Annotated in this window: 13 protein-coding genes; 6 read left to right on the forward strand and 7 right to left on the reverse strand. The window is 72.6% G+C overall.

The genetic code is table 11. The annotated features are described in order from the left end of the window. The first annotated feature begins 375 nt into the window (after positions 1 to 375). Positions 376 to 1,578: an amino acid deaminase/aldolase gene (locus V8690_RS07590; RefSeq protein WP_338776720.1), complete on the forward strand. Its 1,203-nt coding sequence runs from the start codon at positions 376 to 378 to the stop codon at positions 1,576 to 1,578. A gap of 4 nt (positions 1,579 to 1,582) precedes the next feature. Here the strand turns inward: V8690_RS07590 and V8690_RS07595 are convergent, their stop codons facing one another. The 4 genes from V8690_RS07595 to V8690_RS07610 are packed head-to-tail and all read right to left on the reverse strand — an operon-like array spanning position 1,583 to position 6,078. Beyond that, positions 1,583 to 2,503, reverse strand: a complete 921-nt coding sequence (locus V8690_RS07595; protein ID WP_338785279.1) for a DUF2510 domain-containing protein — start codon at positions 2,501 to 2,503, stop codon at positions 1,583 to 1,585. Positions 2,504 to 2,550: 47 nt separating this feature from the next. Continuing rightward, the gene (locus tag V8690_RS07600; protein ID WP_338776722.1) at positions 2,551 to 3,336 is read right to left on the reverse strand and encodes a 3-oxoacyl-ACP reductase; all 786 of its coding nucleotides are present in this window, start codon (positions 3,334 to 3,336) and stop codon (positions 2,551 to 2,553) included. Further along, positions 3,333 to 4,706: an aldehyde dehydrogenase family protein gene (locus V8690_RS07605; RefSeq protein ID WP_338776724.1), complete on the reverse strand. Its 1,374-nt coding sequence runs from the start codon at positions 4,704 to 4,706 to the stop codon at positions 3,333 to 3,335. Before V8690_RS07605 ends, V8690_RS07600 begins: the two co-directional genes overlap by 4 nt. 7 nt (positions 4,707 to 4,713) lie before the next feature. Next, positions 4,714 to 6,078, reverse strand: a complete 1,365-nt coding sequence (locus tag V8690_RS07610) for a glutamine synthetase family protein (protein WP_338776726.1) — start codon at positions 6,076 to 6,078, stop codon at positions 4,714 to 4,716. An 82-nt stretch (positions 6,079 to 6,160) separates the two neighbouring features. On the opposite strand from V8690_RS07610, the gene V8690_RS07615 reads away from it, so the two are divergent. From V8690_RS07615 to V8690_RS07630, 4 genes are all read left to right on the forward strand, one after another. Further along, on the forward strand, positions 6,161 to 6,895 hold the full coding sequence (locus V8690_RS07615) for an FCD domain-containing protein (RefSeq protein WP_338776728.1): 735 nt from the start codon (positions 6,161 to 6,163) through the stop codon (positions 6,893 to 6,895). A gap of 148 nt (positions 6,896 to 7,043) precedes the next feature. Next, a complete protein-coding gene (eat, locus tag V8690_RS07620) occupies positions 7,044 to 8,489 on the forward strand; it encodes an ethanolamine permease (protein WP_338776730.1) in 1,446 nt (481 codons plus the stop codon). A 22-nt stretch (positions 8,490 to 8,511) separates the two neighbouring features. Then, positions 8,512 to 9,204 (forward strand): gamma-glutamyl-gamma-aminobutyrate hydrolase family protein, encoded by a 693-nt coding sequence (locus V8690_RS07625; RefSeq protein WP_338785280.1) that lies wholly within the window; start codon positions 8,512 to 8,514, stop codon positions 9,202 to 9,204. An 82-nt stretch (positions 9,205 to 9,286) separates the two neighbouring features. Further along, positions 9,287 to 9,463: a hypothetical protein gene (locus V8690_RS07630; protein ID WP_338776732.1), complete on the forward strand. Its 177-nt coding sequence runs from the start codon at positions 9,287 to 9,289 to the stop codon at positions 9,461 to 9,463. Positions 9,464 to 9,645: 182 nt separating this feature from the next. Here V8690_RS07630 and V8690_RS07635 read toward each other — a convergent pair whose 3' ends face one another. Then, positions 9,646 to 10,575 carry a LysR family transcriptional regulator gene (locus tag V8690_RS07635; protein WP_338776733.1) on the reverse strand — a complete coding sequence of 310 codons (930 nt, stop codon included), beginning with the start codon at positions 10,573 to 10,575 and terminating at the stop codon, positions 9,646 to 9,648. Between the two features lie 70 nt (positions 10,576 to 10,645). Between V8690_RS07635 and V8690_RS07640 the strand changes: the two genes are divergently transcribed. After that, on the forward strand, positions 10,646 to 11,797 hold the full coding sequence (locus V8690_RS07640; RefSeq protein WP_338776735.1) for a TDT family transporter: 1,152 nt from the start codon (positions 10,646 to 10,648) through the stop codon (positions 11,795 to 11,797). Here V8690_RS07640 and V8690_RS07645 read toward each other — a convergent pair. After that, positions 11,709 to 12,428 carry a helical backbone metal receptor gene (locus V8690_RS07645; protein ID WP_338776738.1) on the reverse strand — a complete coding sequence of 240 codons (720 nt, stop codon included), beginning with the start codon at positions 12,426 to 12,428 and terminating at the stop codon, positions 11,709 to 11,711. The genes V8690_RS07640 and V8690_RS07645 overlap by 89 nt on opposite strands. After that, the gene (locus tag V8690_RS07650) at positions 12,425 to 12,994 is read right to left on the reverse strand and encodes an XRE family transcriptional regulator (RefSeq protein WP_338776740.1); all 570 of its coding nucleotides are present in this window, start codon (positions 12,992 to 12,994) and stop codon (positions 12,425 to 12,427) included. Before V8690_RS07650 ends, V8690_RS07645 begins: the two co-directional genes overlap by 4 nt. Between the last annotated feature and the right edge of the window lie 162 nt (positions 12,995 to 13,156).

Below are 13,156 nucleotides of genomic sequence, written 5' to 3' on the forward strand. Positions count from 1 at the left end.
GGACGGTGCCGTCTGGGCGTCCTCGGGCGGGGTCGGGGGCTGCGAGGGGCGCGGTGGCGTCGTGGGGCGTGGGGTGAAAGAGGCACGCCGTGCTTCCGTGCTCATGCACCCCCCGTTTCCTCGTACCCGGGCCGCTGCGTACCGCGCGGGCCGGCGTCGTCCTGCCCGAGGCCCGGCACTGAGTCGTCCCGGGCACACATACCCGTACGGATGGAGCGTCATCCCAGCGCGGAAGACCGGCCGGCGTCGCTCCGCCGTACGTGCGCGTCACTCTACGGCTTGTTCCTGCGCGAACGGGAACCAGTCCACGAGCCCGGGGCATCTGCCCGGAACGTCCCCCTACCCTGCGGTAATCCTGTCTGGCAGGCTGCGTTCATGACTGCGCGCGCCTCCGACCGGGCCCGTTACGACCGGGCCACCGCCCATCTCGACGCCCCTCTCGCGATCGTGGACCTGGACGCCTTCGACGCCAACGCCGCCGACCTGGTCCGTCGCGCCGGGGGAAAGCCCGTCCGGGTCGCCAGTAAGTCCGTGCGGTGCCGGGCGCTGCTGGAACGGGCCCTGGCCCGGGACGGTTTCGCCGGGATCATGTCGTTCACCCTCGCCGAGTCGCTGTGGCTGGCCCGCTCGGGGTTCGACGACGTGCTGCTCGCCTACCCCTCCGCCGACCGGGCCGCGTACGCCGAACTGGCCGGTGATCCCAAGCTCGCCGCCGCCGTGACCGTGATGGTCGACGACATCGCCCAGCTCGATCTCATCGACGCCTCGCGGGGCGGCGGGCGTGAAGTCGTGCGGGTCTGCCTGGAGTTGGACACCTCCCTGAAGCTGCTCGGCGGGCGCGTGCGGGTCGGGGCCCGGCGTTCGCCACTGCACTCCCCCGCCCAGGTCGCCGACATGGCCCGGGCCGTGGCCCGCCGGCCGGGCTTCGAGGTCGTGGGGATCATGGCGTACGAGGGGCATGTCGCCGGTGTCGGGGACGCGGTGGCGGGGCGGCCGCTGCGGTCCCGTGCCGTCCGGCTGATGCAGGCCGCCGCCAAGCGTGAACTCGCCGAGCGGCGCGCGGAAGTGGTGCGCGCGGTGCGGGCCGTCGTGCCGGGGCTGGAGTTCGTCAACGGCGGCGGCACCGGCTCGGTGCAGCACACGGCGGCCGAGGACGCGGTGACCGAGATCGGTGCCGGGTCGGGGCTGTACGCGCCGCGGCTGTTCGACAACTACACGTCGTTCAGCGGCCGTCCGGCGGCCCTTTTCGCCCAGCCCGTCGTTCGGCGGCCGGGCGTCGGGGTGGTGACGGTCCTCGGTGGCGGGTATCCCGCCTCCGGCGCGGCCGGGCTCGACCGGCTGCCCGTGCCGTATCTGCCTCAGGGGCTGCGCTACGACCCTCAGGAGGGGGCCGGTGAGGTGCAGACGCCGCTGCTCGGCTCGCCCGCCGACGACCTGCTGATCGGTGACAAGGTGTGGTTCCGGCACGCGAAGGCCGGTGAGCTGTGCGAGCGGTTCGACGTTCTGCATCTGATCGAGGGGGACGCGGTGACGGCGACCGTGCCGACGTACCGCGGCGAGGGCCACACGTTCCTGTAACCCGTCAGCCGCCGGGGAATCGGTCCGCGGGGCCGATGCTGCTGCCCACGCCGCCGCCCGTGTCCGCGTCACCGAACGGCCGGATGCCCTTGGTGATGCGGTCCATGTCGGCGAGCGGCGGTCCTTTCTCGCCCGAGTCGAAGACGTAGCGGACGAGGACGGGCGACTCGGTGCCGACGCTGGACGGGAAGACGAGCGACTGGACGTAGCCGCCGGGCCCCTTGGCGGTCCGCACGCGCCAGCGCACGAGGTACCCGGCGCGGCCCGCCACCGCGACCGGCCCGGACTTCACTTGCTGGTGCGACTCGATGCCCCCGTAGAGCTCGCGGCCGAGTTCGTCGCGGTCGTAGGCCTCGTCGGCCGCGTCCTTGATGTCCGCCTTGGCGAGGACCTCGGGGGACTGCTCGTCGCTTTCGGTCACCGTGCGGGAGAAGACGAGGCCGTGGCGGCAGAGGCCGACGCCGGCGGGGCAGTCGTAGGTGCCGTCGGTCGTCATGACGACGTCGTCCTGGGCCACGTGTTGCGGCCGGACCCAGCCGTCGAGCAGCGGGAAGGTGACGCCGTTGAGCTGGTCCTCGACGACGGCCGGGTCGTCGGAGGACGGCTCGGACGTGGACGCCTCGGGAGTCGGCTCCGTCGGCCCGATCGGGGCCGGGAGTTCGGACGTCGGGGCCGTACTCGTCTGCGTGCCGCCGCCGTCGTCGACCAGCACGACGGCTCCGGTGACGATCGCCGCGACGAGCACGGCTCCTGCGGCGATGAGGGCGACGGCCCTCGCGCGCCCGGTGCCGCCGCCCGGGGGCGGGGGCACCGGGCCCGTGGGTGCCCCGGGCGCACGGCGGTGCTCGGTCCAGGCCGTGCCGTCCCACCAGCGTTGCAGATGCGGGCCGTGCGGGTCGGGATACCAGCCGGGCGGTGGCGTCATGCTCATCCCGGCACTGTAGAGCGAGATCCCGCCCGCCAGGACACGCCTTACAGGGGTGTGACGTAGGCCCCCGTGATCCCGCCGTCGACCAGGAAGTCGGTGGCGTTCACGAAGGAGGAGTCGTCACTGGCGAGGAAGGCCACGGCTGCGGCGATCTCCTCGGCCTCGGCGAACCGGCCCAGCGGGATGTGCACCAGGCGGCGCGCGGCGCGCTCCGGGTCCTTGGCGAACAGCTCTTGGAGGAGCGGGGTGTTGACCGGGCCGGGGCACAGGGCGTTGACCCGGATGCCCTCCCGGGCGAACTGCACGCCCAGTTCGCGGGACATGGCGAGGACGCCGCCCTTGGAGGCCGTGTACGAGATCTGGCTGGTGGCGGCGCCCATCCTCGCCACGAAGGACGCCGTGTTGATGATCGAGCCCTTGCCCTGGCGCCGCATGTACGGGATGGCGGCCTTGCAGCAGAGGTAGACGGAGGTGAGGTTGACCTCCTGGACGCGCTTCCAGGCCTCCAGGCCGGTCTCCAGGATGGAGTCGTCGTCGGGCGGGGAGATGCCGGCGTTGTTGAAGGCGATGTCGACGCTGCCGTAGGTGTCGTGGGCCGTCTTGAAGAGGGCCTCGACCTGCTCGGGGTCGGTGACGTCCACCCTCACGAAGATGCCGCCGGTCTCCTCGGCGGCCGCCTTGCCGCGGACCTCGTCGACGTCGCCGCAGACGAGGTGCGCGCCCTCGGAGGCGAGGCGGCGGGCGGCGGCGAGGCCGATGCCGCTGCCGGCTCCGGTGACGACGGCGGTACGGCCGACCAGTCGGCGGCAGATGGTGTCCTGAGCAGTCACTGTGCGGGGCCCTCCGTGCTGATGAAGACGTTCTTGGTTTCGGTGAAGGCGGCCAGAGCGTCGGGGCCGAGCTCGCGGCCGACGCCCGACTGCTTGTAGCCGCCGAAGGGGGTCCAGTAGCGGACGCTGGCATGGGAGTTGACGGACAGGTTGCCCGCGCGGACCGCTTGGGAGACGCGCAGGGCGCGACCGACGTCCCGGGTCCAGATGGAGCCGGAGAGGCCGTACGGGGTGTCGTTGGCGAGCCGGATCGCGTCGGCCTCGTCCGTGAAGGGCAGCAGGACGGCGACCGGGCCGAAGATCTCCTCGCAGGCCGCCGCCGAGTCGGGCCGCTCCCCGGTGAGCACGGTCGGCGGGAACCAGAAGCCGGGCCCCTCGGGCGCGCTGCCGCGCAGGGCCGGGGCGTCCTCTTGTACGAAGCCCCGGACGCGGTCGAGCTGCTGCCGGGAGATGAGCGGGCCCATCTGCGTCTTCTCGTCGGCCGGGTCGCCCACCACCACGGCGGCCAGCGTCTCGGCGAGCAGCTCGCGGACCTCGTCGTACACCGTCTCCTGGACCAGGATGCGGGTGCGGGCACAGCAGTCCTGGCCGGAGTTGTCCAGGAAGGAGAAGGGGTCGACGGCGGCCTTCAGGTCGGAGTCGGCGAAGACGATGTTCGGGCTCTTGCCACCGAGTTCGAGGGTGACGGGCTTGACCTGCTCGGCGCCGAGCGCCGCGACGCGTTTACCGGTCCGCGTGGAGCCGGTGAAGACGATCTTGGCGACCCCTGGGTGGCGGACCAGCGCGTCGCCCGTGATGTCGCCGTGTCCGGGCAGGACCTGGAAGAGGTGCTCCGGGAGCCCTGCCTCCAGGGCGAGTTCGGCGAGGCGCAGCGCGGTGAGCGGGGTGGTCTCGGCGGGCTTGAGGAGGACCGCGTTCCCGGCCGCGAGGGCGGGGGCCGTGCCCCAGGCGGCGATCGGCATGGGGAAGTTCCAGGGCGCGATCACGCCGACGACGCCGAGCGGTTCGAGGATCGTGACGTCGAGGCCGCCGGGCACCGGGATCTGCCGGCCGGTGAGCCGCTCCACTCCCCCGGCCGCGTAGTCCAGCAGGTCTCGGACATTGCCCGCTTCCCAGCGGGCGTTGCCGATGGTGTGGCCGGCCTCGCGGACCTCCAGGCGGGCGAGTTCCTCCAGGTGCTCGTCGACGGTGGCCGCGAAGCGTCGCAGCAGCCGGGCGCGGTCGCCCGGGGCGAGGGAGGCCCAGGAGGTCTGCGCCCGGGCGGCGCGGGCGACGGCCGCGTCGACGTCGGCGGGGCCGGCCGCCGCGATGGCGGCGACGACCTCCTCGGTCGCGGGGTTCAGTACTTCCATCACGTGCTCGGAAGACAAGAAAGCCTCACATGCGTTCGAAGGAGCGGCGCAGCTCCCAGTCGGTCACCGCGGCGTCGAAGGCGTCCAGTTCGACGCGCGCCATGTTGCGGTAGTGCGCGACGACCTCGTCGCCGAAAGCGGCCTTGGCCACGGGGCTGTTCTCCCAGAGCTCGGCGGCCTCGCGCAGGGTGGTGGGGACGTGGGCGAAGTCGGCGGCGTAGGCGTTGCCGGGGCAGGGCTCGGGCAGCTCCAGCTTCTGCTCGATGCCGTGCAGTCCGGCCGCGACCAGACCGGCCACGGCGAGGTAGGGGTTGACGTCGCCGCCGGGCAGCCGGTTCTCGAAGCGCATCGAGCGGCCGTGGCCGACCACGCGCAGCGCGCAGGTGCGGTTGTCGTAGCCCCAGGCGACGGCGGTCGGGGCGAACGAGCCCGGCTGGAAACGCTTGTAGGAGTTGATGTTGGGGGCGTAGAGGAGGGAGAAGTCGCGCAGTGCGGCGAGCTGGCCGGCGAGGAAGTGGCGCATGACGTCCGACATGCCGCCTTCGCCGTCCCCTGCCATGGCGTTGGTGCCGTCCGCGTCCGCGAGCGAGAGGTGGATGTGGCAGGAGTTGCCCTCGCGCTCGTTGTACTTGGCCATGAAGGTGATCGACATGCCCTCCTGGGAGGCGATCTCCTTGGCGCCGGTCTTGTAGACGGCGTGCTGGTCGCAGGTGACCAGGGCCTCGTCGTAGCGGAAGGCGATCTCGTGCTGGCCGGGGTTGCACTCGCCCTTGGCGGACTCCACGGTGAGGCCGGCGGCCGCCATCTCGTTGCGGATGCGGCGCAGCAGGGGCTCGATGCGGCCGGTGCCGAGGACCGAGTAGTCGATGTTGTACTGGTTGGCCGGGGTGAGGCCTCTGTAGTTCGCGTCCCAGGCCTGTTCGTAGGTGTCCTTGAAGACGATGAACTCCAGCTCGGTGCCGACCTGGGCGGTGTAGCCGAGTTCGGCGAGGCGCTCCAGCTGGCGGCGCAGGATCTGGCGGGGCGCGGCGGCCACGGGCGAGCCGTCGTTCCAGGCGAGGTCGGCGTGGAGCATGGCCGTGCCCTCGTTCCAGGGGACGCGGCGCAGGGTGGCCAGGTCCGGGTGCATGGCGAAGTCGCCGTAGCCGCGGTCCCAGGAGGACATCGCGTAGCCGTCGACGGTGTTCATCTCGGTGTCGACGGCGAGCAGGTAGTTGCAGCCCTCGGTGCCGTGCTTGAGGACGTCGTCCAGGAAGAAGCGCGCGGCGAACCGCTTGCCCTGGAGTCTGCCTTGCATGTCGGGGAAGGCCAGGACGACAGTGTCGATCTCACCGCCCGCGACGAGGGCGTGCAGCTCCTCGACGCTCAGCGGGGGTGTGCGGTCTGCCACGGGAGGGCCTCCTTGGCTCTGGGTCCGCCGGAAGCCATAAGGTATTGCGGAGAACCATTGCTTGGGAAGGGGGTACGGCCACATGCCGGAGGAAGCTGGCGGCGAGACGCGGGACGGGCTGACTCCGGTGCTGCGGCCGGTGCGCGCGGGCAACGGCTTCGAGGAGGCCCTGGAGCAGATCCTCCAGGTCGTACGGCTGGGCCTGGTGCCGGGGGGCGAGCGACTGCCGGCCGAGCGGGAGCTGGCGGAGCGACTGGGGATCAGCCGGGTGACGCTGCGCGAGGTGCTGAAGGTGCTCCAGGACCAGGGCCTGGTGGAGTCGCGGCGGGGCCGGTACGGCGGCACGTTCGTGCTGCCGCGTCACGACGCCGGCGGCGAGGACGAACTGCGGCGCAGGATCGCCGAGGTCGACATAGAGGACGTGCTGCGGTTCCGGGAGGTGCTGGAGGTGGGCGCGGCGGGGCTGTGCGCGGCACACGGGCTGGACGCCAAGCAGGCGGAGCGGCTCCGCGAGGCCCTGGCGCGCACGCACGACGCCCCGCTCACCGACTACCGCCGCCGGGACACGCTGCTGCACCTCACGCTCGCCGAGCTGTCCGGCTCCCCCACGCTCACCGCCCAGTACGCGGCCGTCCGCGCGACCGTCAACGACCTGCTCGACTGCATCCCTCTCCTCGTCCGCAACCTGGAGCACTCCCAGCGGCAGCACACGGCCGTGGTGGAGGCCGTGATCGAGGGCGACGCCGACCAGGCGCGGGAGATCATGCGCGAGCACTGCGGGGGCACGGCGGCGCTGCTGCGGGGCTTCCTCGGCTGAGCCGGGACGGGTCCCGGGGGCGCGAGGTTTTACTGGCGATTAACGCAGGGGTATTGCCTTCCTGTGGTGGACACGGCAAAGGTATGGATCCATTCCATTGAGTCGAACCCTCTCGACCCCGTGTCCGCCTCCCGTGGGGAGTCTGCCCATGTCCCAGGAATCCACCAGCACACCCGCCGCCGTACAGGCGGACGACTATCTGGAACGCAGGGCGCTCCGCCGCGGCAGCGCCGGCTGGGTGCTGCTGACCGGACTCGGCGTCGCCTACGTCGTCTCCGGTGACTACTCGGGCTGGAACTTCGGCCTGGCCGAGGGCGGCTTCGGGGGCCTCGCGATCGCCATGGTGCTCATGGGCGCGATGTACGCCTGCATGGTCTTCGCCCTCGCCGAGCTGTCCTCGATCCTGCCGACGGCGGGCGGCGGCTACGGCTTCGCCCGGCGGGCACTCGGCCCCTGGGGCGGCTTCCTGACCGGTACGGCGATCCTCATCGAGTACGTCCTCGCGCCCGCCGCCATCGTCATCTTCATCGGCGACTACGTCGAGTCGCTGGGCCTGTTCGGCCTGGAGTCCGGCTGGCCGATGTACCTGGTCTGCTTCGCGATCTTCCTCGGCATCCATCTGTGGGGCGTGGGCGAGGCGCTGCGCTTCAGTTTCGTCGTCACGGGCATCGCGGTGGTCGCCCTGGTCGTGTTCGCGCTGGCGGCACTGCCCGAGTTCTCGTTCGCCTCGCTTGACGACATCCCGGTCGACTCCTCCGCCGCGGGGTCGAACTCCTGGCTCCCGTTCGGCCTGCTCGGCATCTGGGCGGCGTTCCCGTTCGGCATGTGGTTCTTCCTGGGCGTCGAGGGGGTGCCGCTGGCCGCCGAGGAGACGAGGGATCCGGCCCGTACGCTGCCGAAGGCGATCCGCTGGTCGATGGGCATCCTGGTCGTACTTGCGGTGGTGACCTTCGTCGCGGCGGCGGGAGCACGAGGTTCCGCGGCGATCCAGGAGGCGGGCAACCCGCTCGTCGAGGCCCTCCAGCCGGACGGCAAGGCCACGACGCTGAGCCGGATCGTGAACTACGCGGGCCTGGCCGGCCTGGTGGCGTCGTTCTTCTCCCTGATCTACGCGGGCTCGCGCCAGCTGTTCGCCCTGTCCCGCGCGGGCTATCTGCCCCGCTTCCTGTCCCTCACCAGCCGCCGCAAGGCGCCGTACCTGGGCCTGCTGGTGCCCGGCACGATCGGCTTCCTGCTGGCGGCGGTCTCGGGCGACGGCGCCCGGATGCTGAACATCGCGGTCTTCGGCGCGACCATCTCCTACGCGCTGATGTCGCTGTCGCACATCGTGCTGCGCCGCCGCGAGCCGGAGCTGCCGCGGCCGTACCGGACTCCGGGCGGGGTGCTGACCTCCTCCGTCGCCCTGGTGCTGGCCTGTGCGGCGCTGGTGGCGACGTTCCTGGTGGATGTGACGGCGGCGTTGATCGCGCTCGCGGTGTACGTCGTGGCCCTCGCCTACTTCGGTCTGTACAGCCGCAAGCGCCTGGTGGCGAAGGCGCCGGAGGAGGAGTTCGCCGCGCTGGCCGCGGCCGAGGCAGAGTTGACACGGGACTGAGACGTCGACTGTTGAGGGAGTTCTGGTGGCCAGGCCGTTGATCGGTGTCAGCACCTATCTGGAGTCCGGTGCGCGCTGGGGGGTGTGGGAACTGGAGGCCGCGCTGCTGCCGGTCGGCTATCCACGCCTGGTCCAGCGAGCGGGCGGCCTGGCCGCGATGCTTCCGCCGGACGCCCCCGAGCACGCGGCCGAGGCCGTGACCCGGCTGGACGGGCTGGTCATCGCGGGCGGGCCGGATGTGGAGCCCGTACGGTACGGCGCCGAGCCGCACCCCCGCACCGGGCCGCCGGCGCGGGAGCGGGACGCCTGGGAGCTGGCCCTGATCCACGCGGCCCTCGCGGCGCGCGTCCCGCTGCTCGGCATCTGCCGGGGCATGCAGCTGCTGAACGTCGCCCTCGGGGGGACGCTGGTGCAGCACCTCGACGGGCACGCGGAGGTCGTGGGCGTCTTCGGCAGCCATGCCGTCAAGCCGGTGCCGGGAAGTCTGTACGCCGGTGTCGTGCCGGAGGAGACGTACGTACCGACGTACCACCACCAGGCCGTGGACCGCCTGGGCGAGGGGCTCGTCCCGTCGGCGTACGCGGATGACGGCACGGTGGAGGCACTGGAACTGCCGTCCGGTGAGGGCTGGGTGCTGGGGGTGCAGTGGCATCCGGAGATGGGCGAGGACGTCCGGGTGATGCGGGCGCTGGTGGAGGCGGCAGCGGCGGCCTGAGCCGGTGCGCGCAGGACTGGCCGCTGGTCCTGCCGCGCGCCCGGGAGGAGTATGGGAGACGAGCGACCAAGGGAGGCCCGCCATGAAGACCGGAGCCTCGGATGACGACCTCTGGCTGTACTCGCACACGCCCTCCCAGGCCGAGGGCGAGCGCGATGAACCGGCCGAGCGTGCGGCAGTGGAGCAGCACCCGGACGTCCCCAGGACCGAGCCGTCCCAGGCGGAGGGCGAGCGGGTGGACGACTTCCGGACCGTGTGAATGCCGACAAACGATCAATGAACGGCGCGGGGCGGCGCGTGAGCGGCCTTCGGGGCTGGGGAACCTCTCGGTCAGATGACGCATCTGCACACGCGAGGTGCCTGTCATCTCCGGTGGGGGACAGAGGAGACGTCAGTCGACTGTCTCCTCCGGCTCCGGCCGGCAGGGCGGGGGCGGGACAACTACCCCCGCGTCAGCGACAGCAGATCCCGGGCCTGCCCGGTAGGGCGATGCCCGGTCGGCCACACCGCTCGAAGGTCGCGCGCCAGGGCAACCCCCTCCACAGGCACCCGGACCAGCCGGCGCATCGCCAGCTCCTCCCCCACCGCGAGTTCGCTCAGCACCGCCGGCCCCGCCCCGCTCACCGCCGCCGCCTTGACGGCCGTCGTGGACGACAGCTCGATCAGCGGCCGGGCCAGCCCGCCCAGCGCCGCGTCCAGGACCTGGCGCGTACCTGAGCCCTTCTCACGCAGGATCAGCGGGGTCGACGCCAGTTCCTCCGCGGCCAGGGAACGCCGACGGCGGGCCCAGGGATGCGCAGGCGCCGTGACCACTATCAGCCGGTCGTGGGCGATGACCACCGAGTCCAGCCCCGTCGGAACCGTCAGCCCCTCGACGAACCCCACATCCGCCTCGTCCGCCAGCAGCCGCTCCGCGACCACCGTCGAGTTCCCGGCATGCAGGGACACCGCCGTGTCGGGCCGCTGGGCGCGCAGCGCGAGCAGCCAGCCCGGCAGCAGATACTCGGCGATCGTCATGCTCGCCGCCACCCGCAACCGGGAGTCGCGGCGATCGCGCAGCGCCTGCGCCCCCACGTCGAACGCCTCCGCCGCCTCGACGATCCGCCGCGCCCAGTCCGTGACCAGCGCACCGGCGTCCGTGAGCCGGGATCCACGCGGTGAGCGGTCGACCAGGGCCACGCCGAGCTGCCGCTCCATCGACCGGATCCGGCTGCTGGCCGCGGGCTGGGTGACGCCGAGTTCCCGCGCCGCCCCGCCGAGGCTGCCGAGCCGCGCCACCGCCAGCAGCAACTCCAACGCGCCCAGATCCGGCACCCGGTGCGCCAGCGACCCGGCGCTCGGGACCCCACCCTGCTCTTCCGTCCTGCTCATAAACCCAGCTTATGTCGCCATAGAGGACTGCTCCCTGGCGGTGGGGTGCCCGCGGCTCGACGGTGGAGTCATGGTCACCGCAGCCCAGCCCCTTCCGTGCGCAGTCTCCGTCCGTCACCTCGGGCCGAACTGGTACGCCACCGTCATGGGCACCGCCGTCGTCGCCACCGCCGGGACCGCACTGTCGCCGCACGTCCCCGGGCTGCGCGGCGCGTCGGCCGGCGTCTGGGCCCTCTCGCTGGTCCTGCTCGTCACCCTGCTCGGCGCCCGGGCCGTGCACTGGGCCCGTCACCGGGACCAGGCCCGCGCCCACCTCCTCGACCCGGCGACGGCCCCGTTCTACGGCTGCCTCGCCATGGCCCTGCTGGCCGTCGGCGGCGGTACCCTCACCGTCGGCCGGGACTGGATCGGCCTGCGGGCGGCCGTGGCGCTCGACGCCGTGCTGTTCAGCGCCGGTACGGCTGTCGGGCTGGCCGCCGCCGTCGCGGTGCCGTATCTGATGGCCGTACACCACCGGGTCGAGCCGGGACAGGCCACGCCCGTCTGGCTGCTGCCGCTGGTCGCGCCCATGGTGTCGGCCGCCGTCGGGCCGCCGCTGGCGCCGCATCTGCCTCCCGGTCAGGCCCGGGAGACGCTGCTCCTCTTCTGCTTCGCGATGTTCGGGCTCAGCCTGCTCGCGACCCTGGTCATGCTGCCGCTGGTGTTCGGACGGCTGATCACCAGCGGTCCGCTGCCGCTCGCCCTCACCCCGACGCTGTTCCTGGTCCTCGGCCCGCTCGGGCAGTCGACGACCGCCGCCGGTGTGTTCGCGGACGTCGCCCCCGGGGTCGTACCGGCGCCGGACAGCCGAGGCTTCGGTGTGTTCGCCGTGCTCTACGGCGTGCCCGTGACGGGCTTCGCGCTGCTGTGGTTCTGCCTCGCCACCGCCCATGTGCTGCGCGCCCGGCGGCACGGGATGCGGTTCTCGATGACCTGGTGGTCGTTCACCTTCCCGGTCGGCACCTGCGTCACGGGCGCCGAGGCGCTGGGCCGGCACACCGGGCTCGTGGCCTACGCGGGGCCGGCGGTCGTGCTGTACGCGGTGCTGGTCGCCGCGTGGGGCACCGCCGTCGTGGGCACCGCACGCGGGCTGCTCAGGGGCGAGCTGCTCGCAGGGCCCGGCCCAGTACCCGTGGTGCCTCGACCAGCGACGGCCCGTACCACGTCAGGTGCCGTCCGCTGACGAGCGCGCAGGGCAGGCCCGGGAAGGCCTCGGGGCCGTCGTCCGCGGTGAAGCGGTACGGCTCGTCCGGGAGGATCACCACCTCCGGGGCGCAGGCGCGGAGTTCCGCGAGCGGGATGCGGGGGTAGCGGTCGGGGTGCGCCGCGTGGAGGTGGTCGACGCCGAGGCCGGCGAGGACGTCGCCCGCGAAGGTGTCGCGGCCCAGGACCATCCACGGGCGGCGCCAGATCGGCACGACCGCCGTCAGACGGGTCGGGGGCGTCGGCAGGGACGACCAGGTCTCCTCCGCCTCGTCCAGCCAGCGCGGGCGGGCCGCCACCCCGCAGGCGTCCAGGACGCGTGCCAGTTCCCGGAAGGCCTGCGGGACGTCGCGGATCTCCGTCACCAGGACCTCGATGCCCGCCGCGCGCAGGGCCACGAGGTCCGGTTCGCGGTTCTCCTCCTCGTTGGCGACCACCAGGTCGGGCGCGAGGGAGACGATCCGGTCGGTCTTGGGGTTCTTCGTGCCGCCGAGGCGTACGACGTCGAGGCCGGGCGGATGCGTGCACCAGTCGGTGGCGCCGACCAGGGCGCCGGGGGCGGACCGGGCCACGGCCTCGGTCAGCGACGGGACCAGCGAGACGACCCTCACGGGCGTGGCCGGTCCCGGACCGCCTCGATGTGCTCCGCCACGGCGACGACGATCACCCGGGTGTCGGACTCCGCCGCCCGCCAGCGGTGCCGCACACCGCCGGTGAGGTACAGCGTGTCGCCGCGGCCGAGCCGGTAGGCGCGGCCCTCCGCCTCGATCTCCACCGCGCCGTCGGCGACGTACATCAACTGGTCGTTGCGGTACTGCAACTCACGGCCCGCGTCGTGGTCGCCGGTGAACTCGGAGGCGTGCATCTGGTGGTGGCCGCGCACCAGGGACCGGGTCCGGGGCTGGGGCAGCGGTTCGGTGTCGTCGGCGCGGACGACGTCCACGCTGCACGCCGGGTCGGCCGCGGCGAGGAGCTCGACCGCGGTGGTGCGCAGGGCGTCGGCGACCTTCTCCAGGGAACTCGTGCTGGGCCGCGCCCGGTCGTTCTCGACCTGGCTGAGGAACGGGACCGACAGGCCGCTGCGCTCGGCCACGACGGCGAGGGTGAGCTCCAGCGCGCGGCGCCGCCGACGCACGGCCGCGCCCACCCGAAGGGGCTGTTCTTTGTGGTCGCCCATCGCTCCGGCTCCCTCCTTCGCGCGTCGATCCGCTCCCGGTGCGTCGGTTTCCGGCGCACCGCTTCTGTTGAGTTGTCTGCACCCTACGCATGTTCGGCAAACCGCTGCATGCGCCCGTCACATCGATGTCATACAAGGCGGCGCGCGACCTCACAGTTCGCG

Source organism: Streptomyces sp. DG1A-41 (assembly GCF_037055355.1).
GTDB lineage: Bacteria > Actinomycetota > Actinomycetes > Streptomycetales > Streptomycetaceae > Streptomyces.